The sequence below is a fragment of the Arthrobacter sp. Helios genome, assembly GCF_023167125.1.
GTDB classification, from domain to species: domain Bacteria; phylum Actinomycetota; class Actinomycetes; order Actinomycetales; family Micrococcaceae; genus Arthrobacter_B; species Arthrobacter_B luteolus.
The window spans coordinates 3,077,422-3,098,997 of sequence record NZ_CP095402.1 but is presented as its reverse complement, the minus strand read 5'-3'; the positions used below and the strand labels follow the sequence as shown (position 1 = coordinate 3,098,997).

General features: G+C 65.6%; 21 protein-coding genes and 1 riboswitch. Of the genes, 13 read left to right on the top strand and 8 right to left on the bottom strand.

From position 1 onward, the window contains the following. Window positions 1-22 precede the first annotated feature (22 nt). Complete coding sequence (locus tag ArtHe_RS14140; RefSeq protein ID WP_248317532.1) at window positions 23-1,315, bottom strand: PLP-dependent aminotransferase family protein; 1,293 nt, start codon at window positions 1,313-1,315, stop codon at window positions 23-25. Window positions 1,316-1,360: 45 nt separating this feature from the next. Beyond that, a complete protein-coding gene (locus ArtHe_RS14135; RefSeq protein ID WP_248317531.1) occupies window positions 1,361-2,329 on the bottom strand; it encodes a helix-turn-helix transcriptional regulator in 969 nt (322 codons plus the stop codon). Window positions 2,330-2,840: 511 nt separating this feature from the next. Here ArtHe_RS14135 and ArtHe_RS14130 point away from each other — a divergent pair. The 3 genes from ArtHe_RS14130 to ArtHe_RS14120 all read left to right on the top strand — a co-directional run bounded on the left by ArtHe_RS14130 (window position 2,841) and on the right by ArtHe_RS14120 (window position 6,508). Next, window positions 2,841-3,800: a lantibiotic dehydratase C-terminal domain-containing protein gene (locus ArtHe_RS14130; RefSeq protein WP_066302162.1), complete on the top strand. Its 960-nt coding sequence runs from the start codon at window positions 2,841-2,843 to the stop codon at window positions 3,798-3,800. A gap of 51 nt (window positions 3,801-3,851) precedes the next feature. Further along, the gene (locus ArtHe_RS14125; RefSeq protein WP_066302166.1) at window positions 3,852-4,043 is read left to right on the top strand and encodes a hypothetical protein; all 192 of its coding nucleotides are present in this window, start codon (window positions 3,852-3,854) and stop codon (window positions 4,041-4,043) included. Between the two features lie 242 nt (window positions 4,044-4,285). Next, window positions 4,286-6,508, top strand: coding sequence for a catalase (locus ArtHe_RS14120; RefSeq protein WP_248317530.1), 2,223 nt, complete (start codon window positions 4,286-4,288; stop codon window positions 6,506-6,508). 235 nt (window positions 6,509-6,743) lie between these two features. On the opposite strand, the gene ArtHe_RS14115 is transcribed toward ArtHe_RS14120, so the two are convergent. Next, complete coding sequence (locus ArtHe_RS14115; protein WP_248317529.1) at window positions 6,744-7,154, bottom strand: hypothetical protein; 411 nt, start codon at window positions 7,152-7,154, stop codon at window positions 6,744-6,746. A gap of 323 nt (window positions 7,155-7,477) precedes the next feature. Here ArtHe_RS14115 and ArtHe_RS14110 point away from each other — a divergent pair, with 323 nt between their 5' ends. From ArtHe_RS14110 to ArtHe_RS14100, 3 genes are all read left to right on the top strand, one after another. Next, window positions 7,478-8,215 (top strand): GAF and ANTAR domain-containing protein, encoded by a 738-nt coding sequence (locus tag ArtHe_RS14110; RefSeq protein ID WP_066302170.1) that lies wholly within the window; start codon window positions 7,478-7,480, stop codon window positions 8,213-8,215. Further along, window positions 8,212-9,258 (top strand): Gfo/Idh/MocA family oxidoreductase, encoded by a 1,047-nt coding sequence (locus tag ArtHe_RS14105; protein WP_248317528.1) that lies wholly within the window; start codon window positions 8,212-8,214, stop codon window positions 9,256-9,258. The genes ArtHe_RS14110 and ArtHe_RS14105 overlap by 4 nt, the downstream gene beginning before the upstream one ends. Before the next feature lie 85 nt (window positions 9,259-9,343). Further along, complete coding sequence (locus ArtHe_RS14100; protein ID WP_248317527.1) at window positions 9,344-10,672, top strand: MFS transporter; 1,329 nt, start codon at window positions 9,344-9,346, stop codon at window positions 10,670-10,672. 73 nt (window positions 10,673-10,745) lie between these two features. Here the strand turns inward: ArtHe_RS14100 and ald are convergent, their stop codons facing one another. Together ald and ArtHe_RS14090 are read right to left on the bottom strand one after the other, a co-directional pair. Further along, window positions 10,746-11,864, bottom strand: a complete 1,119-nt coding sequence (ald, locus tag ArtHe_RS14095; protein ID WP_248317526.1) for an alanine dehydrogenase — start codon at window positions 11,862-11,864, stop codon at window positions 10,746-10,748. Between the two features lie 48 nt (window positions 11,865-11,912). Next, complete coding sequence (locus tag ArtHe_RS14090; RefSeq protein ID WP_248319813.1) at window positions 11,913-12,341, bottom strand: helix-turn-helix domain-containing protein; 429 nt, start codon at window positions 12,339-12,341, stop codon at window positions 11,913-11,915. Between the two features lie 166 nt (window positions 12,342-12,507). Between ArtHe_RS14090 and ArtHe_RS14085 the strand changes: the two genes are divergently transcribed. Then, window positions 12,508-13,623, top strand: a complete 1,116-nt coding sequence (locus ArtHe_RS14085) for an alcohol dehydrogenase catalytic domain-containing protein (RefSeq protein ID WP_248317525.1) — start codon at window positions 12,508-12,510, stop codon at window positions 13,621-13,623. 17 nt (window positions 13,624-13,640) lie between these two features. Here the strand turns inward: ArtHe_RS14085 and aceB are convergent, their stop codons facing one another. After that, window positions 13,641-15,239, bottom strand: a complete 1,599-nt coding sequence (aceB, locus tag ArtHe_RS14080; protein ID WP_248317524.1) for a malate synthase A — start codon at window positions 15,237-15,239, stop codon at window positions 13,641-13,643. A gap of 277 nt (window positions 15,240-15,516) precedes the next feature. Beyond that, window positions 15,517-15,927, bottom strand: coding sequence for an Asp23/Gls24 family envelope stress response protein (locus tag ArtHe_RS14075; RefSeq protein ID WP_248317523.1), 411 nt, complete (start codon window positions 15,925-15,927; stop codon window positions 15,517-15,519). A gap of 279 nt (window positions 15,928-16,206) precedes the next feature. On the opposite strand from ArtHe_RS14075, the gene ArtHe_RS14070 reads away from it, so the two are divergent. The 6 genes from ArtHe_RS14070 to ArtHe_RS14045 all read left to right on the top strand — a co-directional run bounded on the left by ArtHe_RS14070 (window position 16,207) and on the right by ArtHe_RS14045 (window position 19,615). After that, on the top strand, window positions 16,207-16,734 hold the full coding sequence (locus tag ArtHe_RS14070) for an Asp23/Gls24 family envelope stress response protein (RefSeq protein WP_083521767.1): 528 nt from the start codon (window positions 16,207-16,209) through the stop codon (window positions 16,732-16,734). Window positions 16,735-16,790: 56 nt separating this feature from the next. Continuing rightward, on the top strand, window positions 16,791-16,970 hold the full coding sequence (locus ArtHe_RS14065) for a hypothetical protein (protein ID WP_066302190.1): 180 nt from the start codon (window positions 16,791-16,793) through the stop codon (window positions 16,968-16,970). After that, the gene (locus tag ArtHe_RS14060; RefSeq protein WP_248317522.1) at window positions 16,967-17,371 is read left to right on the top strand and encodes an Asp23/Gls24 family envelope stress response protein; all 405 of its coding nucleotides are present in this window, start codon (window positions 16,967-16,969) and stop codon (window positions 17,369-17,371) included. Before ArtHe_RS14065 ends, ArtHe_RS14060 begins: the two co-directional genes overlap by 4 nt. Further along, on the top strand, window positions 17,368-17,958 hold the full coding sequence (locus ArtHe_RS14055; RefSeq protein ID WP_248317521.1) for a DUF6286 domain-containing protein: 591 nt from the start codon (window positions 17,368-17,370) through the stop codon (window positions 17,956-17,958). The genes ArtHe_RS14060 and ArtHe_RS14055 overlap by 4 nt, the downstream gene beginning before the upstream one ends. A 33-nt stretch (window positions 17,959-17,991) precedes the next feature. After that, window positions 17,992-18,615, top strand: coding sequence for a hypothetical protein (locus ArtHe_RS14050; RefSeq protein WP_248317520.1), 624 nt, complete (start codon window positions 17,992-17,994; stop codon window positions 18,613-18,615). Between the two features lie 118 nt (window positions 18,616-18,733). Further along, window positions 18,734-19,615, top strand: a complete 882-nt coding sequence (locus ArtHe_RS14045) for a hydrolase (protein ID WP_248317519.1) — start codon at window positions 18,734-18,736, stop codon at window positions 19,613-19,615. On the opposite strand, the gene cycA is transcribed toward ArtHe_RS14045, so the two are convergent. Beyond that, window positions 19,602-21,092: a D-serine/D-alanine/glycine transporter gene (gene cycA, locus ArtHe_RS14040; RefSeq protein ID WP_248317518.1), complete on the bottom strand. Its 1,491-nt coding sequence runs from the start codon at window positions 21,090-21,092 to the stop codon at window positions 19,602-19,604. The two genes, ArtHe_RS14045 and cycA, sit on opposite strands and share 14 nt — an antisense overlap. Before the next feature lie 265 nt (window positions 21,093-21,357). Then, window positions 21,358-21,464: riboswitch (glycine riboswitch) on the top strand. Window positions 21,465-21,576 lie beyond the last annotated feature (112 nt).

Genomic DNA, 21,576 nt, shown 5'->3' with positions numbered 1-21,576 from the left:
TGCTCCGGGTGGGGACTCCGGGCTAGGTGGCCGGGCCCTCAACGGCCCGGCGGATCACCGGGGCGAGCCGGCGGACGCCCTCGGCTATGTCCTCGGGTGAAACCGCGCTGAAGGCCAGCCGCAGCTGGGAGCTCGGGGCATCACCCGGGGTGAAGGCGGCTCCGGGGATGAATACCACCCCGGCGTCGATGGCTTCGGTCAGCAGCGGGTACGTGTCGGTGCCGTCGGGCAGGCTTACCCAGATGAAGAAGCCGCCGTCCGGCACCGTCCAGGTCACGCCGTCGGGCATATGATCGCCGAGTGCGTTGAGCATGGCGGTGCAGCGTTCGGCATAGAAAGTCCGTGAGGCCTCCACGCGCCCCATCCAGTCGAAGTCCCGAAGGTACGCTGCGGTAATCATCTGCGTCAGGGGCGAGGGGCAGAGCACCACGGCCTCGCAGGCCAGGTAGAAGCGGCGGAACAGATGCTTGGGCACCAGCGCCCAGCCCAGCCGGAGGCCCGGCGCGAAAATCTTGGAGAAGGAACCGAGGTACAGCACGTCCTCGGGGTTCGCGGCACGGAGCGGAACCAGCGGTTCCCCGTCGAAGCGCAGCAGCCCGTAGGGGTTGTCTTCGAGCACCAGGATGTTGTTCTCCCGGCAGATGCGGACGACGGCGTCCCGGCGCTCGGCGGAGAGGGTGATCCCGCTGGGATTGTTGAAGCTGGGGATGGTGTAGAGGAACTTGATCCGTTTCCCGGCTCCCCGGAGGGCCTGGATCCGTTCTTCGAGCGCCGATGGGATGAGCCCGTCGGAGTCCATGGGGACCGGCTGCAGGTCCACTTCGTAGGCCTCAAAGGCATTCAGCGCGCCCACGTAGGTCGGATCCTCACAGAGCACCACGTCGCCGGGATTGCAGAACACCTTGGCGGCCACGTCCTGTGCGGACTGGGAACCGGTGGTGATGACGATGTCGGCCGGGTCAGCGTCCATGATCCCTTCGGCAGCCATTACCTCGCAGGCCAGTTCCCGCAGCTCCTGCAGGCCCTGGCCCGGACCGTACTGAAGAGCGGCCAGGCCGTGATTGCGGATGATATCCGCGGAGACATCGGCCAGCTGGTCCAGCGGGAGCGACTGGAGGTAGGGGCTTCCTCCAGCCAGGGAAATCAGGCCCGGTTGGATCGAGATGTCGAAAACATCCCGGACGGCCGACTGCTTGATGTGGAAGGCCCGGTCTGAGAGCAGGTCATGGTGCCGGTGGGCGGAATCGGTGGCCCGGTCCAGGGCCACCTGTGCTTCCGGGGTCAGCGAAGATCCCGTGGTTTCCTCGAAAGTCATGCCACATCATGGCATCGGAGTTGACTGGGAAGCAACACGTGTTTCCTAGATCCAACCGGCTTTATGCGCCTTCACGCCAGCTTGGAACCGGCTTTCGGCCTTCAGCTCCTCGAGCATCCAGGCGATATGGCGCCGGCAGGTCCGCACGCTGATTCCCACCCGGCGGGCGATCACTTCGTCGGAGTGCCCCGAGGCCAGTCCTGCCAGGACCGACCGCTGAGTGCTGTTGAGTCCGGCTTTGCCTGGGTCCTCGTCGAGGAAGGGTTCCGCGAGGCTCCAGGCGAACTCGAAGAGCATCGCGAACAAGCCGATCAGGTTCGGGTCGCGGATGACCAGGCCCGCGCGGTCATAGCTGTGCAGCTGCCGGGCCACCACCGCCACTTTGTCATCGAAAATCAGGGTGCGGAGGGGGACATAGGGCAAGGTCCGGAACTCGCCGCCGGCACCGCTGATCATTTCCACGGCCTTGCGGGTGGGCACGTGGTCACGGGTGCTGGCGTGGTAGAGCGTCTGCCGCCGGACGCCGGCGCGAAGCAGGTCCAGGTCCTTCTGGACGCTTTCCTCTTGGAAGTCCGCGTTGGAGCCGTGCCCGGGCCGGGCGATCAGCACCCGGTCGGATGCCGAGCGGCCGTACTCGATGAGGACGCGCTGCACCTGCTCCGGATCTTCCAGCACCTCAACGGAGGCATCTGCCGCCGCCTGCTTTCTGGCTTCGGTAAAGGTGGGCACCAGGCTGGCCAGCTCCCGGCGTTTGGCGCCAATGCGGGAGCGCAGTTCCAGCATGGCGCGTTCGTCCGGGTCCACGAGTTCCGCGAGTGCGACGTCGGGGGACACCGCTGTGTAGACGGGAGCGTCCGTTCCTTCCGCAAAGAGCAGGCAGCGGGCGCGGAGCTCGTCGACTGCCTGGTCAATGGAACGCGTGGTGTACCCCAGGGCGTCTGAGGCTTCGGCCGGGGTCCAGCCAGGGTGGGCGACCGCATAGCGGTAGACCTCAACCGACACCTGATCAAGCACCTGTTCCTCCTCAAGCCGCGGTGTACGGGCCGTTGCATCTGTCAGCGCCGGCGGGTTGCCATCCCAGCAAGGGCAAAGCGTTCCCGGGTCGAAATTGGAACCCGGAGAAAATGACATGGCATGTTAATGCCATTCTCCATGGAATTCCCCAGTTTGGGCACCTAAGTCTGTGAAATCCGTGCTTTCCAGCGTGTCGCCGAGCTCCTGCGAACAGGTTACAAGACGGTTACGGGCATCAACCGGCCATGACAGGAAGCTGAAATTGGGAAGTGTGGACAGGCCCTCTCGGGGCGGGGGAAGCTTTCGGAGTCAAACACGACCGGCTGTGCAACCAGCCGAACTAAAAGAGGGGATACGACCATGGAGAAAGTTACAGGATCAACGGTTTCCATCAAGAGCTGGGAATGGTTCTGATTTAGTCCCCTCGCCTTGGGGGAAGAACCAACCAGCAGCACACATATAGACCCGCCCCAGCGGTGGTAACCAGCTTTGAACCCGGAGGAAGATCGCCATGAGCCAGCTAACAGCAGTTCGAAACGCCTCGCGAACTAATGCAAGCACTCACTGGTGGACGCTTTCCATCTATACCGGCGGCTTCGATGTAGCGGACGGCATCATTGGAGAACTGGTTACCCCGCTGGCGGCGCAGGCGCAGCTTTGGGGAGCGCAGCGTTGGTTTTACACCCGCTGCTCCGAGCCCTCAAACGCCCACGTGAGGATTAAGATCCTTGCTCCGCATGAAACCCTGGAGCGGCTGCAATCGCTTCTCGGTGCGCTGCAGGAACAGGCAAGCGGTGTCATCGGGCACCTGAGCGTGACGCATGCTTTTGGAGATCCGGCCTGCGACCGGCTTGGTCCCGGCGGCGCTGAGCAGCAGGACCCGCGGGTGGAGGCCGATCTTGCCAAATATGGCGGTGTAGACGGGCTGGCTCTGGCCGAAGAAGTTTTTGAACTCTCCTCTGACCTGGGTACCTGGGCAACCGCCCGCTTCCCCAAGGTTCAGAACAGGTGGGCGCTGGGCTCACTGCTTCTTTTCGATTCGGCCCGCAGCATGATGAAGGGTCCGCGCGCCTCCAGCTGGCCGGACCGGCGGCGGCTTTCCTGGGATTACTACTGGGACAGCCATCTGCGCAGCTGCACCGCTGGCTTCGGCCCCCGCGCCGCGAGCGTCCGTCAGGCAATGACGGTCCAGGTCAGTGCGAAGGTTATGCCTACGCACCGCCTGATGGCAGCCACGGCCGCTGAATCAGCGGTAGAGAACTGGCGACGCCGCTGGTTCCGCACGATGGATACCTACCTTTACCGGGCAGACAAGGCCCGCGTCAGCCGCAGCGCCCAGCACCTCACCGTTTACCAGGCGCACATGCTGCTGAACCGGCTTGGCCTGTCCCTCCGTGAAGAGGCTGCCATGGGCCTCTACGCGAGGACCTGGAGCACAGAGCGCGAAGCCCTGCTCCTGGACAAGCACTAGCCGATCCGGATGGTCCGGGGGAACATCTTGCAGAAGAAAGAGGTCGTTGCTGTGGCACAACGGAATGAACTGGTTCTGGCCGCGGACCAAAAAGATCTGGGAGCCGTCCTGGGATGCAGCGAAGACACGATCGAAGACATGCGCGACATGGGGTACGTCGAGTCGCGCGGAGAGCTCTGGAGTGTCGGGCCGGCACGTGACTATCTGAGGGACGCGGCTTGGGCAGACGGTCTCTGGGACTGAACTGCACCACACAAACGTCCGCCGAATCGGGACGGTTCCACTGCGGGAGCCAATGACGAAGCGGCGGCGAGGGGTATGACACCCCCACAAGGACGGATCTGCCTGTGTCCCCCCTACAGGCGGATCCGTCCTTTATGTTGATTCCATCCCCCCAGTTGTTCAGTAACCTTACTAATTTTGTATAGGGTAGTGGTGGGGCGGCGCAGTGCGCCGCTGCAATGTTCGACGAGATGGAGGCTTTCATGGCTGATCAGAGCACTTCCGCAAACGGACTGCCCATTCCCGGTGCACCGGCTCCCCAGGCCCCGAGCCTGGCGGAACCGATCGAGCCGCATGAACCCCTGCCCCCCAAGCCCGATCAGGACGGGCCGGAGACGGTTTCCCCCACGGGGGTACCGACGGGAGCTCCAAAGACCGCGAATGCGCAGTCCGGCCGCTACCTGACCACCGCGCAGGGTGCCAGGCTGCAGGATACCGACCATTCCCTGAAGGCCGGCCCGCGCGGGCCGGTGCTGCTGCAGGACCATCACCTGCGGGAGAAAATCACCCACTTCGACCACGAGCGGATCCCCGAGCGGGTGGTCCACGCCCGCGGGGCAGCCGCGCACGGTGTCTTCACCGCCAACGGCGCGGCAGAGGGAATCACCCGCGCCGGGTTCCTCGCCAAAAACGCCCAGACGCCGGTCTTCGTCCGTTTCTCCACGGTCCTCGGCTCACGGGGATCCTCCGACACGGTCCGCGATACGCGCGGGTTCGCCACGAAGTTCTATACGGACGAGGGAACCTTCGATCTGGTCGGCAACAACATTCCGGTGTTCTTCATCCAGGACGCGATCAAGTTCCCCGATGTAATCCACGCCGGCAAACCGCACCCGGACCGGGAGATCCCCCAGGCGCAGAGCGCCCACGACACCTTCTGGGACTTCGTCTCGCTGCACACCGAAGCGCAGCACCACACGATGTGGAACATGTCCGACCGGGGTATCCCGCGTTCCTACCGGACCATGGAAGGGTTCGGCGTCCACACCTTCCGTATGGTCAACGCCAAGGGTGAAACGTCCCTGGTGAAGTTTCACTGGAAGCCCCGGCTTGGCGTCCACTCGCTGGTCTGGGAAGAAGCCCAAATCATCAACGGTATGGATCCCGACTTCCACCGCCGGGACTTGGCGGACGCCATTGAAGCCGGCGCCTACCCGGAGTGGGACCTTGGAGTCCAGGTCTTCCCGGACACAGAAGAGGAGATGTTCGAGGGGATCGACCTCCTGGACCCCACCAAGATTGTTCCGGAGGAGCTGGCTCCGGTGCAGATTATCGGCACCATGACCCTGAACCGGAACACCACCAATTACTTCGCCGAAACCGAGCAGGTCGCCTTCCATCCAGGCCACCTGGTCCCGGGCATCGACGTGACCAACGACCCGCTGCTGCAGGGGCGGCTGTTTTCGTACATCGATACGCAGCTGACGCGCCTGGGGGGACCGAACTTCCACCAGATCCCGATCAACCGTCCGCAGGCCCCGGTCAATGACATGCTCAGGGACGGGTTCCATCAGGATGCTGTGCACAGCGGGGTTGCTCCGTACCGGCCCAATTCCCTGGACGGCGGGTGCCCCTTCCTGGCGGGTGCGGACATGGGGGCCTTTATCGATGTGCCGGTCCCGGTGGCGGAGTCCCGGAAGGTCCGGCAAAATCCGGCCACGTTCGATGACCACTACAGCCAGCCGCGGCAGTTCTTCCGCTCGCTGACGCCGGTGGAGCAGGACCATTTGATTCAGGCCTACACCTTCGAGCTGGGCAAGTGCTATGAGGAAAACATCCGGATCCGCCAGCTGCAGGAACTGGCGAACATCGACGAGCGGCTCTGCGCTGAAGTGGCTGCCGGTCTGGGCCTACCCGCACCGGCGCCGGCCGTGACCGTCGAAGACACTGATCCGAGCCCGGCCCTGAGCCAGGTCGGAAAATCATGGCCCGTCGCCGGCCGCATCATCGGCATCCTGGCCGACGACACCACCGACCTCGCCGCGTTGGAGCAGATACGCGCAGCGATTGATGCCGCGGATATGGTTCCGCTGATCATCGCGCCGCGGGGCGGAAAGCTGGCGGGCCAGGTGCCGGCCCAGCGGACCTACCTTACGGCCCGTTCCACTGAGTTCGACGCCGTGATCGTTGCCGGCGCAGGCGAACACGGCGCTGATGACGCGGACAGCCTTGATGCCAAGGCCGGAAACCCGGCCGGACATCCCGCCATTGATCCCCGCGTCGCGATCCTCCTCACCGAGGCCTACCGGCATTCCAAGGCGCTGGCGGCCTGGGGCCCGGGTGCGGCGGTGCTGGCGGCCTCGGGCATTCCGGGAGATGCCCCGGGCATCGTCTCAGCCTCTCCCGCGCAGATCGTCCCGGCACTGACGGAGCTGCTGGCGCAGCACCGGGTATGGGAGCGCTTCCCGGCGGCGCACAGCGCCTAACCGGGCTGCCGGCGGACCGGCAAGCACCAACGGCGGGTCCGGAGCGGGGAATCCTGCTCCGGGCCCGCCGCTCAGTGTCAAAGAGAAACGGCCAGTGTCAAAGGGAAACGGCCAGCGTCAAAGAGAAACGGCCAGTGTCAAAGGGAAACGGCCCGTTTCAATGGACAACGTCCAGCTTCAAAGGGAGACGGCGGCGGCGGCAGCCAGCGGAGCCGGTGCCCGGGCCGTCCGGTTGCTAGGCGGGGTTCCGTTCCTGCGGCGGGGCGGGGTGCTCCATCGCCTTGATGAGGACCAGCAGCGCCTGCCGCAGGTCGTCCGTCTCCGGCTTGCCCTCACAGGTTTGCTTCCTCAGCGCAAGGTCATCCAGGATTTGCTGCCCAGCCCCGCTCCTGGACCACGTCTCCTGCGGGGACGGGTTCGCATAACCGGCGGCATCCAGGGCAGCCAGACCGGCCGCTGCGTCGCCCGCGGTCAGGCCCGCCTTGTCGGCAACCTCGGCCACCGGAACCCCGCCTGCGGAGAGCGCCCTCAGAGCGGCGAGGGAGTCCTCCGTCAGTGACAAACCGGCCAGATAGTGGATTCTGGCCTGTCCTGAAAGGTGGGCGGCAGCACCCAGGAGCAGGTGCAGGTTACCGGCCGCAGGCACGGGCTGATCAGCGCCCAATGCGCCACCCGGGGGGAGTCCAGCCAGCTGGAACTTCGTGGCCGGCGAAGGTCTCGCAGGCTGAACAGGTGTAGCTGACCACACCGGGGCCGCCGTCGGACGGGGCCGTGTAGTACTCATAGATCAAATAATCGTCGACGCCGCAGTCATGGCACTGCGGCAAATGCACCGGAAGGCCCATTTATAACTCCGTAAGGTATCCAGAAGCCATGGCCGCGTCTTGACCGTATCCCGATATCGTAGTATCTAACCTCGGACACGACAATCGGGGAACTCAGTGCGGGCACAGGGCGGGGAAATAAAACATGGATGACCTCAGGTCCGGGACGGCGACGGCGGCCCGGCTGCAGGATCTGCTGGTGCACCACGAAGACGTCCTGGAGTTCCTCCAGCACCTGGCCCGGCTGAGCGCATCTTCGCTGTCCTCCAAGGGGATGGTGTACTGCGGCATCACCCTGCAGCGCTCCCGCGAACTCAGCTTCACCGTCGCGAGCAGCGACAGTACTGCGCTGGAGATGGACGAAATGCAGTACGCCTTCGACGACGGTCCCTGCCTGCACGCACTCCGCGTCCACGAACCCGTCCATGTCCCCGACACCTCCCTCGACGAGCGGTGGCCGCAGTACCTGCAGCACGTCGTGGCCCAGGGCGTGAACACGATGTACGCCGTGCCGCTCGACCTTGAGGGGCATTCGCGGGCCGCTCTGAACCTCTATTCCCGCTCCGCCGGGGTATTTGACGAGGAGTTCCAGCGCGTAGCCCGGACCTACGCGGCCGAAGCATCCCTGGCCCTGCGGCTGGCCGTGCGGATGTCCCAGCGCGCCACCACGGTCGAAGACCTGCAGGCAGTGCTGCAGTCCCGGACCGACATAGACCTGGCCGTCGGCATCATCATGGGGCAGAACCGCTGCACCCAGCGCGAAGCGTTCGAGACGCTGAAACGCGCTTCAAACAGCCGTAACCTCAAGCTCAAGGTCCTGGCCGGTGAGCTGGTGGCCCGGCTGAACGGCGCTCCATCCGAAACCCACTTCCAGCCCTCATGACCGGCGGCCTGGAGCAAGCCGCGCCCATCCGCACGGCCCTGTTTGGCTTCGGGCTGGGCGGCAGGGTGTTCCATGCCCCGCTGATCAGGCAGGACCCGCAGTACTCACTGGACGTGATCGTCACTGCCGATCCCACACGCGCAGCCGCCGCCGCAGCTGCCTACCCGGCAGCCGCCGTCGTGCCTTCCGCCGAAGCAGCCCTGGAACGCGCAGGCAGCCTGGACCTCGCCGTCATCAGTACCCCGCCGGGCACCCACGCGCCGCTGGCCCGGGCTGCACTGGAAGCGGGGCTCAGCGTTGTGGTGGACAAACCCTTTGCCCACACCCCGGACGCTGCCGCGGGCCTCATCGAACAGGCCGCAGCCGCCGGCAAGGCACTGACGGTGTTCCAAAACCGACGCTGGGACGGGGATTTCCTCACCCTGCGCGGGATCCTGAACCGCGGCGAACTGGGTACGGTGACCCGCTTCGAGTCCCGGATGGAGAGTTATAAACCTGCCGTCAGCAAACCGTGGAAGATTGCCTCTCCCGCTGCCGACGGCGGCGGGATCCTCTTCGACCTGGGCCCGCACCTGATCGACCAGGCGCTGGCGCTTTTCGGGCCGGCCGAGCCGGTGTACGCCGAAATTTCCGCACGACGCGGCGACGGGGGACCGGATGACGACGTTTTCGCCGTCCTGCGGCATGCTTCGGGCGTGCAGACACATCTGTGGATGAATTCGCTCGCCCCTCAGTCCGGAGAGCGTTTCCGGGTGACCGGTTCCGGGGCGTCCTGGGTCAAGCGCGGGATGGATCCCCAGGAAGAGCAGCTCGATGCCGGGCTGCTGCCCGGCGAGCCAGGCTACGGGGCTGAGGAACCGGCACGCTGGGGATTGCTGGGGCGGGACGGGTCAGCCGTGCGTGTGCCGACCGAGCCAGGCCGCTACCAGGATTTCTATGCCGGTCTCGCCGGCGCCCTCCTACGGGGGGATGCGGTGCCGGTCGATCCGGCGGACTCGCTGCGCGGGTTGGAAATCATACGCCTGCTCCACGCCGGCCTGTAAATCCGCGGGCGGCCCGGGCGTAACCAGCCGCCGCCGACGCGACCCAAATCACGGTGTGGCGCTCGTCTCCCCTAGCATTTTAGGAATGCACCTCAAAGACCGGATCGAAGATTCCACCCTGAGCCGGCGGCAAGTCGGAATCATTGCAATTTGTACAGCTCTCTACATGATCGACGGTTTCGACGTCCTGGTCATGGCCTTCAGCGCAGCGGATGTCTCCAAGGAATGGGGCCTCAACGGCGCCCAGCTCGGTTTCCTCCTCAGCGCGGCCCTGGTGGGCATGGCGGTCGGATCGATCTTCGTTTCCACCATCGCCGACGTGATCGGCCGGCAGAAAACACTGTTGCTCGGTGTCTGCGTCGTCGCCCTGGGCATGCTGGGTTCGGTCTTCGCCCCGTCCTACGAAGTGCTGCTGATCCTGCGTCTGGCCACCGGTGTCGCCATCGGCACGCTGCAGGCCACCATTAACGTGTTCGCCTCGGAGTTCTCCAACGCCAAACGCCGGTCCACCGCGCTCGCCATTGTGAGCATCGGCCAGCCGATCGGCGGTGTCCTGGGTGGCCTGGTCACCGGCGTGCTGATCACTTCCTTCGGCTGGCGCTCGGCATTCGTCTTCGGCACCGTGGCGACCCTCATCATGATCCCGCTGGTCCTGAAGGTCCTGCCGGAATCGATCGACTACCTGGCGGTGCGCCGCCCCGCCAACGCACTGGAACGCATCAACAAGACCCTGCGCAGTATCGGCCAGGAACCGGTCAGTGAACTGCCCGAGCCGGCCCCGCGCAGCGAAAAGTCCCGCTTCGCCGACGTCCTCACCGGCAAGAACGCGCGCCGGACCATCCTGCTCTCGCTGGCCTACTTCATCCTGATGGCAAGCTTCTACTTCGCGAACTCCTGGACGCCGAAGCTGATCACCGCGAGCGGCTTCACCGCGCAGGACGGAATCACCGCGGGTGTGCTGTTCAGCGTCGGTGCCATCGCCGGCGCCGTCGTCCTGGGCGTCTTCGGTGCGCGGTATGAGATGCGCAAGGTTCTGGCGGTGTTCTTCGTCGTCGGTGCCGCTACCTTCGTGGCTTTCGCGAACTCCACCGAGGGTTCCCTGCCGCTGGCCCTCTTCGCGGCGGCCCTGGTCGGCTTCGGCTCCAATGCCCCGATTGCCGGCATGCTCGCCATCAGCCCCACGTACTACGACTCGGATGTCCGCGGCACCGCCCTGGGCCTGGTCATCGGCATGGGCCGGGTCGGCGCCATCGTTTCCCCGATCCTGGCCGGCACCCTGATCGACGGCGGCTGGACTCCGGGGGACCTGTACTTCCTGTTCGTGATTCCGATGGGCCTCGGCGCCGTCGTCATTTCGATGCTCGGCGCACCCGTGCTGCGCGGTGCCGCAGCCAAAATCCCGGCAGCCCACTAGACCCTGGCCAACGGAAGAGACCGGCAGCCCGAGGGGCTGCCGGTCTCTTCCTGCTTTGCGGAGACCCGTGGGGTCAGGGAGTCAGCAGCTCTGTCCAGCTCCCGGCCAGTTCCAGGCCATGGGCTTCGGAAACCGAGTGGTGGGCCACCCTTCCGCCGGCGACGTTCAGCCCGCGGGCCAGGGCCGGACTGGCGTCGAAGGCTTCCCGTACGCCCTTGTCCGCCAGGGCGACGGCGTAGGGCAGTGTCACGTTGGTCAACGCGTATGTGGAGGTGTTCGGCACAGCGCCGGGCATGTTGGCCACGCAGTAAAACAGGGAACCGTGCACCCGGAAGGTCGGGTCCTCATGGGTGGTGGGCCGGCTGTCCTCGAAACACCCGCCCTGGTCCACGGCAATGTCCACCAGGACGCTGCCGGGCTTCATCCGGGCGACCATGGCGTTGGTAACCAGCTTCGGGGCGCGGGCACCCGGAATCAGCACCGATCCGATCACCAGGTCCGCATCCAGCAGCGCGCGCTCGATTTCGAAGGCATTGGATGCCACAGTCTTGATCCGCCCGGCGTACTGGGCGTCGAGCTCCCGGAGCCGGTTAATGTTGATGTCCAGCACGGTGACATCCGCGTGTGCGCCGACGGCGATGGCCGTGGCATTGGTGCCGGCAACGCCGGCGCCCAGCACCACCACCTTCGCCGGGCGCACCCCGGGAACGCCGCCCAGCAGCAGGCCGGGTCCGCCGGCCGGTGCCATCATGGACTGTGCGCCCACCTGCACCGCCAGGCGTCCGGCTACTTCGGACATCGGTGCCAGCAGCGGCAGGGCACGGCCTTCCTGAACGGTCTCATAGGCGATCGCGGTCACCTTGGCATCCAGCAGGGCCCGGGTGAGTTCCGGTTCAGCGGCGAGATGCAGATAAGTGAAGAGAACCAGGCCCGGACGGAAGTGCCCGTACTCGGCGGCGACCGGTTCCTTGACCTTGAGAATCAGGTCCGACCGGTTCCAGACTGCGTCTGCGGCAGGGACAACTTCGGCCCCCGAAGCCTTATATTCCGTGTCGGTAATATTCGATCCGGCGCCCGCTCCGGCCTCAATCAGGACGGTATGGCCGCGCGACGAAAGCTCATGCACGCCGGATGCGGTGATGGCCACCCGGAACTCGTTGTTCTTGATCTCCTTGGGGATACCGATAATCACGTTTTAGCTCCGGTTCTTCAGGGCGGAAAAAACATTCAGGTGAAGCAGCTACTTCTCCTGGCCGGCGGCCTTCGCCGCACTGGCGGCACGCTGCGCCTGCAGCCAGGATTCGACGTCGGACATTCGGATACGCCGGTGCGTTCCACGGTATTCCACCGGGATCACACCGGCGTCGGTCAGGTTCCGAAGGTAGGTATGGGAGATGCCGGCGGCGGATGCCGCCTGCGATGTCGTCAGCAGCGGATCGTGGCCCGCGCCCTCCGCAGCAGGAGCAGCAACGGAGGAGACGCTCACGGCCGCTCCGGAACCCAGCCGGCCGAGCAGGTCCAGGACCGCGTCCCGGGCCGCAGGCGGAAGGCGCAGGGCGGTGCCGTCCACGAAAACAGTAACGTCACCGGCGGAGAGTGCCCGGGCCAGCATCTTGGCGTCCTTGCCGGGAAGTGCCTGGGTGGTCGTGGTGCTTTGGCTCATGGACATCATCTTGCCAAATGCGAGGGCCGGGTAACACGAACCGGGGCTCCAACCCCGTGCGCGTCGGACCGGAACGGCTTGGCGGCTTGCCGGGGCCGTGCTGGAATGGGCAGCAGCATCGACCCGCCCGGCCGCAACGGCCGGGCCCAGTCACGGATTCAAAGGGGAACCCATGAGCAGCCGAACCATCCGCGGGGCCGTCCTGGAACGCACCGGAGCCAAACCGCCGTTTGCCCGCTCACGGCCGCTCACGGTCTGCAACCTGCAACTGGACCCGCCGGGCCCGGGCGAGGTGCTCGTCAGGATCGAAGCCGCAGGTATCTGCCATTCGGATCTTTCAGTGGTTAACGGCAGCCGGGTCCGGCCGGTGCCGATGCTGATGGGGCATGAGGCCGCCGGCCGGATTGAAGAAACCGGACCCGGGGTGCCGGGCCTGGAGCCGGGCCAGCGGGTGGTGATGGCCTTCCTGCCCCGCTGCGGTGAGTGCGCCGCGTGCCGCACAGACGGCCGGATGCCCTGCACCCCGGGGACCGCAGCGAACAACGCGGGCACCCTGCTGGGCGGCGCGCAGCGCCTGCACCGGGACGGTGAACCCGTGCGGCACCATCTGGGGGTGTCCGGCTTCGCAACCCACGCCGTCGTCAATTACCGTTCCGTAGTTGCGGTTGACGACGACGTTCCGCCGGCGGTTGCCGCCCTGCTGGGCTGCGCGGTGCTCACCGGGGGAGGGGCAGTGCTCAACGCTGCCCGTCCGGGGCCCAGTGATGATGTTGCCGTCGTTGGACTGGGCGGCGTGGGCATGGCGGCCCTGCTGACGGCACGGTCGCTGGAGGTGGGCAGCGTGGTGGGCATTGACGCGCTGGAGGAGAAGCTGAAGCGGGCCCTTGACCTCGGTGCGGACGCTGCCTATACCCCGGAGCAGGCGCTCGAGGCCGGAATCCGGCCGGACCTGGTGATCGAGGCGGCCGGGCATCCCCGGGCCTTTGAAACCGCCGTCCAACTCACCGCGCCCGGCGGAACCACCGTCACTGTTGGGTTGCCGGCGCCGGACCAGCGGGCCGAAATCACGCCGCTCACGCTCACCGCGGAAGCCCGTACGATCATCGGCAGCTACCTGGGATCGGCGGTGCCTGCGCGGGACATTCCGGTCTACGCGGAGCTGTGGCGGCAGGGAAAGCTCCCGGTCCAGGAGCTGGTCTCCGCCGAAGTGGGGCTCCAGGACATTAACCAGGCGATGGATACCCTGGCGGACGGACGGGCCGTCCGCCAGGTGATCCTGTTCGACTGAGGAATTCGACTAAGGAATCAGTCCACCAGCTCGTAGGCGGGAAGGGTGAGGAAGTCCGGGTAATCCGGGGCGAGGCTGATCCGGCCAATCAGTTCGCTGGCCGGGGCGTAGAAGCGGTTGAATTTCTCCTCATCCACTTCAGAGCGCAGCCGCTCGGTCTCCTCCGCCAGGAGCCGCGTCACCAGGTCCTCGGTCACGGTCTCTCCGGTATCCTCCAGCACCACGCCGTTGCGGACCTGCTGCCAGACCTGGGAGCGGGAGATTTCCGCTGTGGCGGCGTCTTCCATGAGGTTGTGGATCGCCACTGCGCCATTGCCCGAAAGCCAGACCGCGGTGTAAGCGACGGCTACGTACAGGTTGGAGCGCAGCCCGGCTTCGGTGATGGAGCCCTGGGCGGTGGTGACGTTGAGCAGGTCCTTCGCGGTGACGGAGACGTCCTCCCGGAGCCGGTCCACCTGGTTCGGCTTGTCGCCGAGGATGGAATCGAAGACCTCACGGCAGGTGGCGACCATGTCCGGGTGGGCAACCCAGGAGCCGTCGAAGCCGTCGTTGGCTTCCCGGGTCTTGTCCGCGGTGACCTTCTCGAACGCCTTCGCCGTGATTTCCGGTTCTCGGCGGTTCGGGATGAACGCGGCCATTCCGCCCATGGCGAAGGCTCCGCGCCGGTGGCAGGTCTTGACCAGCAGTTCGGTGTAGGCGCGCATAAACGGTGCGGTCATGGCGACGTCGGCCCGGTCCGGCAGCAGGAAGTCCTTGCCGGCGTCCCGGAAGACCTTGATGATGCTGAAAAGGTAATCCCAGCGCCCTGCGTTAAGGCCTGAGGCATGGTCCCGCAGTTCGTAGAGGATTTCCTCCATCTCGAAGGCGGCCGGGATGGTTTCGATGAGGACAGTGGCCCGCACCGAACCCTGCGGAATACCCACGTAGTCCTGTGCAAACACGAAAACGTCGTTCCAGAGCCGGGCTTCCAGATGGCTTTCCATCTTGGGCAGGTAGTAGTAGGGTCCCTGGCCGTTTTCCAGGAGCTGCTTGGCGTTGTGGAAGAAGTGCAGGCCGAAGTCGACCAGTGCTCCCACGGCCCGTTCGCCGTCGATCAGCACGTGCTTTTCCGGCAGGTGCCAGCCGCGCGGGCGCATCACGACGACGGCGAGGGGCGCGTCGGTGCGAAGCGCGTATTCCTTGCCCTCGGGGGAGGTGAAGGACAGCTCACCGCGTGCGGCCTGGTACAGGTTGTATTCCGCGTCCACCACGTTGTGCCAGGTGGGAGTGGAAGCATCTTCCAGGTCGGCCAGCCAGACCTTGGCCCCGGAGTTCAGTGCGTTGATTGCCATCTTCGCGGGGGACGCGGGGCCGGTCATTTCGACCCGGCGGTCCTGGAGAGCGGGCGGTGCGGCGGCGACCTTCCAATCCCCTTCGCGGATTGCGGCGGTTTCGGGCAGGAAGTCCAGCGATCCGCCGGCGGCGATGGATTCCCGGCGGGCGGTGCGGGCAGCAAGGAGGTCGTTGCGGGTCGGCGCAAAGCGTCTGTGCAGTTCTTCGACGAAGGCCAGTGCTTCGGGGGTGAGGATGGTTTCGCCACCCTTGGCAGGGTTCGGATCAGTTACTTCAATGGCCATGGCCTTACTCCCTCTTGCAGGTCTGCTTCGTCGCGCTGGTCCGCCAGTTAACGTAACCGAGGACTTCAATGAAAAATGAAAAAGTTCTTCCGTATCGTGATAATACGGTGCCGGGTGAGGGAATAGCAAGGGTCTCTGGTGCGCTTTCGGGAGATCCGTGCTTGGGAGAACACTTGCACGGCTGGGAGCTCCTGGCCCGACAATGACAGGCGAGAATCGTGCGGCGTCCGGAGGGAAAACTGCGCCAGACGGCCGGTACATCCCAAGCCGGAGGGGGTTAGGTTTCGCCGGCACGCTCAATCGCCAGCACGGTGACGTTCACCGGACCCGCGGCAACTCCGGTGGCGCGCAGGGCCTGGGCCACCCGGTCCTGCACGTTGGCCGCGACGTCGAGCGCGTTGTAGGCAGCGTCGGTGGCGAGGTCCACCTCGATCGTTGCCGTGCCGCCGCGGATCACAGCGACGACGCCGTCCCGCAGGTTGGGGGCATCAGGGTCTCCGGGGCGGCGCGCAGCCCAGCCCGCCGTCGTACGCCAGGACCGGGCGGCACCCGTCCGCAGGCGGGAGAGGACATGGCTGCGGGCGGTAGCCAGCCGCAGCACCCCCGGAGTCTCACGCGCCGCACGTGCGGCGATGCCTGCCACCAGGGCACTGTCCACCAGCTGACCGCGGAGGGGTTTGTCGGGCATGTCCCCACCTTCCAATCCACGGCCCCGATTGCCAGTCGCTTCGCCACGCGGTGTTGCAGCGGGGCGCTTCAGCCGGGTGTTCCAACAGAGGCCCTCGAATGCTGCCGGTCCTGCAAATATCCCACCCGCACGGCGGCAGCGGAACCTCGTCCGTGAAATGGGAATATCCGGGGTCCAAGGCCCGAATAGTTCCGCCGGGAGTGACGGTACGGGCTTTCGGCCGTCTTAATGGAGGTAGGCGATCCGGCCCGGATCCCCATCGAGCAGGAGATGAGTGTCATGGCAGAAACCGCCAGAAACCCTGGACCATCATCCGCCCCGACCGCAGAAGCGGTGTCCGGTGAACGTACCGGCAGTGAACACGAGATTGAGCAGCAGCGGCGTTCGGGGCCGCTCCACACGCCCAGGGGAGATACAACAATCGAAGAAACCGTGGTGCAGAAACTGGCCGGTATGGCCACCCGGGAAGTTCCCGGAGTCTATGCCATGGGTAACGCGGCCCGGCGGGCTTTCAGCGCCGTCACTGACCGGATCCCCGGTTCACAAACCAACGTCAGCAACGGCGTCACTGTGGAAAAGGGCGAACGGCAGGCGGCTATCGACGTGAGCATCGTCGTCGAGTACGGCTACTCAATCGTGGAAGTCAGCCAGGGTATCCGCCGGAACGTCATCCGCTCAGTGGAGAACGCGACCGGCCTGGAAGTACTGGAAGTGAACGTCAACGTCACCGATGTGCAGCTGCCCGGGGATTCCAGTGACGACGGAGACGACGGCGGCAAGAAGGCGCCCTCGAACCGTTTGGAGTAGCGGGCATCCGCCCGGTGCACTGCGGCGGATTCAACTAGGGAACTAAGGAGAACACCATGTCTGCAACAAGATGGTGCCTGGCTGTTGGTCTGGTTCTGGGGATCGTGCTGGCCTTCGGTGGGTGGTTCGCCTTTTTGGTCACCCTCCTCTTCGGCCTGATCGGCCTGCTGGTGGGGCTCACGGCTGACGGCAAGCTCGACATGGCCGGGTTGTTTGGCCGGGCCTCGAGCCGATGACCACCACGGAGGTGCCCGCTGCCGGCCGCTCCCGCCGCGACGTGGGCAGCCGGGGCAGCACATCCATGTCCAAGAAGGTGCTGGAAAAGATTGCCAGCCAGGTGGCCCGGGATGAGACGCAGGCAGGCGGAACCTCCGGCGGGTTCCTTGGCATCGGCTCGCGGGCGGACTTTACGGCCCGGCCGGATGCCGACGTCGAACTGGCCGGGAACATCGCCAGCCTCAAGGTGACAGTGGGACTCCCGTACCCGCTGCCGCTGCGACGGGCAACGGACCAGCTGCGCCAGCGGATCGCAGAACGGGTCACGGACCTCACCGGGGTGCAGGTGCGGCAGGTGGACATCACCGTCGCCTGGCTGCGGCCGAAGGCCCTCACCTCCGGCCGAAGGCAGCTGCTGTGAGCCGGCCGGGCGCGCCTCCGGTGGCGCTGCGCCAGCGTCCGAGCAGATCGGTTCCGGCAACCATTTGTGCCGCCGTGCTTCTTGCCCTGGGAATCGTGCTGGTTTGGGTGGCCCTCGTCCGCCTGACCTCCGGGGCCTGGCCGGAGGCATTTATTGCTCCGTTCACCTGGTTTGCGGGGGTTAACTGGAATGATCCCGCCGTCTGGACCATCGGTGCCGCCGTGGCCGCGGCCGGGCTGATTCTGCTGCTGGCCGGCATCCTTCCCGGCCGGTTCCGCGACCTGGGCGTACGTCTCCCCGCTGCTGATGAAGCTGATTCGGAGGCAGCAGTGGAAGGTGACGCCTCAGTGGTGATGTCCAGCCGGGCCGTGGCACAGCTTGCCGCGGCAACCTGCGAACACATCGACGGCGTCTCCTCGGCATCAGCCACGGCAACGGACCGGGAAGTGCGGGTGGCAGTTAACACGGCCCTGCACGACACCCGGGACCTCCACCGCTGGGTGGGCGACGGCGTCCGGTCACGGCTGGTTGCCTCGGGCCTGGACCCGGCACCCCGCGTCAAGGTATTCATCCGCTCCCGGGACTGACCCGGGACCGGCCAGGAACGGAAAGGACGCGCCATGCGACACCATGCGGGGGCGATGAACCGGACGTGGCTGATCATCATCGGCGTGCTGCTTCTGGCCGCTGGAATCTTCGCACTGCTGGTTTCCGCGGGATTCCTGAACCAGGTCACCGGGGGAGCGGTCGCCGGAGCCCAGTCACCGGTGCTGCAGCAGGACCCTGAAACCCTGCTGGCACCGGACTGGGTGGCTCCCGCCGTACTGATTGGCGGGCTGATCCTTGGGATCCTGGGCCTGTGGTGGATCCTCGCCGAAATCCCCCGCCGGCGCGAAGCCGCGGGCTACCGGCTGCAGGAGGACCCGGCCCGCGGCATTACCCGGTGCGACCCCGGGGTGCTGGCCGCCGCCGTCGAGTACGACGTCAACCGGATGCCCGGCGTCGTCAATTCCTCCGCAGTGCTTCGGGGGACGGCCGGAGCGCCGGACCTCGCCCTGCGCGTCACGGTCAATGAGCGCGCGGATATCCAGGAGACCCTGCGCCGGATCCGCTCGGAGGTCCTGCCCAACCTCAGCCTTGCTTTGGAGGCCCCGCTGCACTCCGTGGGCATCCAGCTTGATGTCAGCGCCAAGCCGGCCCAGCTGGGCAGCACCGTCGGATCAACCGGAACGGTGGTCTACTGAACAAGTCGTCCACTGAACAAACAGTGGTCCAGTGAGCAGGGGCGAGTCCAAATCGTTACTCGGACAGGGGCCCGGAATCTGCCTGATCAGGTGTTGCCGGCGGGACTGAGGCGGTAGCGTGACCGGCACTTCGGCAAAAAACCTGCTCACGAACGGGTCCACGACGATGGTGCAGCACTACAAAGAAGCGCTTCCTCCCAACGACTACCCGATCTGCGTCACCTGCGGCACGCAGTACTCGGAACCGCGAGCCACCTGTCCGGTGTGCCTGGACGAACGCCAGTACGTGCCGCTGTCCGGCCAGGCCTGGACCACGCTCTCCAGGCTCCGCTCAGGAGCCCGGCGGGCCAGCGTGCACCCGCAGGGCCCCGGGGTGCTCGGCATCGGCTGCGAACCAAAGTTTGCAATCGGGCAGCGGGCCCTGCTGGTCAAGGCCGCGGACGGCAATGTGCTGTGGGACTGCGTACCCTACCTCGACGAGGAACTCATCGACATCGTCAACGCCGAAGGCGGACTGTCTGCCATTGCCATCAGCCATCCGCACTACTACTCGACCATGGTGGACTGGGCCCGTGAATTCGAGGTGCCGGTCTACCTGCACACCGCGGACCGGCAGTGGGTGGGCCGCAGCGACCCCGTGCTGCAGTTCTGGGACGGAGACCGGCTGGAGCTGGCATCGGGCCTGGTCCTGTACCGCCCGGGCATCCATTTCCCGGGCGGCACAGTGATGCACTGGGACGACGACCCCGATGGCCTGGGCGCCCTCTTCAGCGGCGACATCATCCAGGTCATCCCCGACTTCACGCATGTGGCCTTTATGTACAGCTATCCCAATCTCATCCCGGAGCGGCCCGACGTCGTCGAGGCCGCCGCGGAGCTGCTGGCCCCGCTGGCCTACGAACGGCTGTACGGCGCCTGGTGGGACTTCATCCTGCCGCGGGCCGCGGATCGCATTGTCCAGGACTCCGCTACCCGCTACCTGAAGTTCACCCGCGGCTAAGGGACTCCGCGGCTTCCCGCTCTCCGGCGGCCATCGCCTTGTATTCGGCCACCCGGGCCTGGTGCAGCGGCGTGCGGCGCAGCACCGCGTAAATACCGCCCAGGAGGGCGAACCAAATGGGCGTGACCAGCAGTGCCACCAGGGTGTCCGCCTGCGTCGTCAAAGCCCACACGATGAACACAAAGAAGGCCAGCACCACGTAGACCATGACCCGGCCGCCGGGAAGCTTGAACTTCGATTCCGCATGCAGGTGCGGACGGCGGCGCCGGTAGGTGAGGTAGCTGAACAGGATGATGGTCCAGACAAACATGAAGCAGAGCGCGGAGATCGTGGTGACCAGCGTGAAGGCTGCGCTCACCGATTCGCCCGCGTACAGCAGCACCACGCCGGCGAGCAGGAAAGTGCAGGAGAAGAACAGTGCGTTCTGCGGAACCTTGCGCCGGGACAGGCGGCTGAACGGGCGGGGGGCATCGCCGTCGCGCGCCAGGCCGTAGACCATACGCGAGGTCGAGTAGATGCCGGAGTTCGCCGAGGACGCCGCGGACGTCAGCACCACGAAGTTCACGACGGCGGCAGCCGTACCCAGCCCGGCGAGGGTGAACATACCCACGAACGGACTTTCGTCCGCGCTGAAATCGGTCCAGGGGATCACCGACATGAGGATGACCAGGGCGCCTACGTAGAACAGCATGATGCGCAGCGGGATCGAGTTGATCGCCTTGGGCAGGTTCTTGGTCGGATCCTTGGTCTCGGCCGCGGCGGTGCCCACCAGTTCGATGCCCACGAAGGCAAAAACGGCGATCTGGAAGCCTGCCACGAAGCCCATGGGACCGGTGGGGAAGAACCCGCCGTTTTCCCAGAGATTGCCGAAGCTGGCTGTCTCGGCCGGCCCGGACTGGAATCCGGTGAGGATCATCACCAGGCCCACCACGATCAGGGTCATGATGGCCACGATCTTGATCAGGGCGAACCAGAACTCGGTTTCGCCAAACGCCTTCACAGTGGGAAGGTTCAGCGCCAGCAGCAGAGCGATGCAGGCCAGGGCCGGGATCCAGAGCGGTGCACCGGCCCACCAGTAGGTGACATAGTGGGCGATCGCCACCACGTCGGCGATTCCGGTAACCACCCAGCAGAACCAGTAGGTCCAACCGGTGAAGAAACCGGCCCACGGGCCCAGCAGGTCAGCGGCGAAATCGCTGAAGGACTTGTACTCCAGGTTGGAGAGCAGCAGCTCGCCCATGGCCCGCATCACGAAGTACAGCATGAAGCCGATGATCATGTAGACGAAGATGACCGAGGGGCCCGCAACGGAAATGGTCTTACCGGAGCCCATGAACAGGCCGGTGCCGATGGCACCGCCGATCGCGAGCAGCTGGATATGGCGGCTGGACAGCGACCGGGAGAGGTCCGGGTCCTTGGAACTGGAAACAGCTGCGGACTGCGCAGTGCTGGACGGGCGGGTGGAGCTACCTGACATGGAGTTCTTTCTCGTAGGCACCAATTCGAGGCGCCGCCGCCAAGACACGCTGCGCTCACCGTTGCCGGTGAAGCTTCATGAGATGCGGCGTCACCGCCGATCATTTCAGTTTCGGGAGTGCCTGCGGACATGTCAATTTGGGAGTTTGCGGCGGCTGGTTTATATACGGGCGCGCCAGGGCTGGCAAGGGTCCTGAGTCATACCTTGAAGGCGCGGGTGCGGCCGACTAGAGTCAGCTACGCAGCTACAACTGAATATGCCTTTATCAGCCGTGGCGGGAGAGTCCTGCAGCAGCGAACATCCGACGCCGCGGGCGCCGTAGGAGCAAACCCTCCCCGGGAATCTCTCAGGCCCCTGTACCGCCACAGCGAGGCAACTCTGGAAAGCAGGACCGGATCACTCCGGATCCTCACCGACGGTGCAAGCGGGCCATTCCCGCGGAATCTCTCAGGTCCAATACAGAGCGGGGAGGAACCAATCGTCT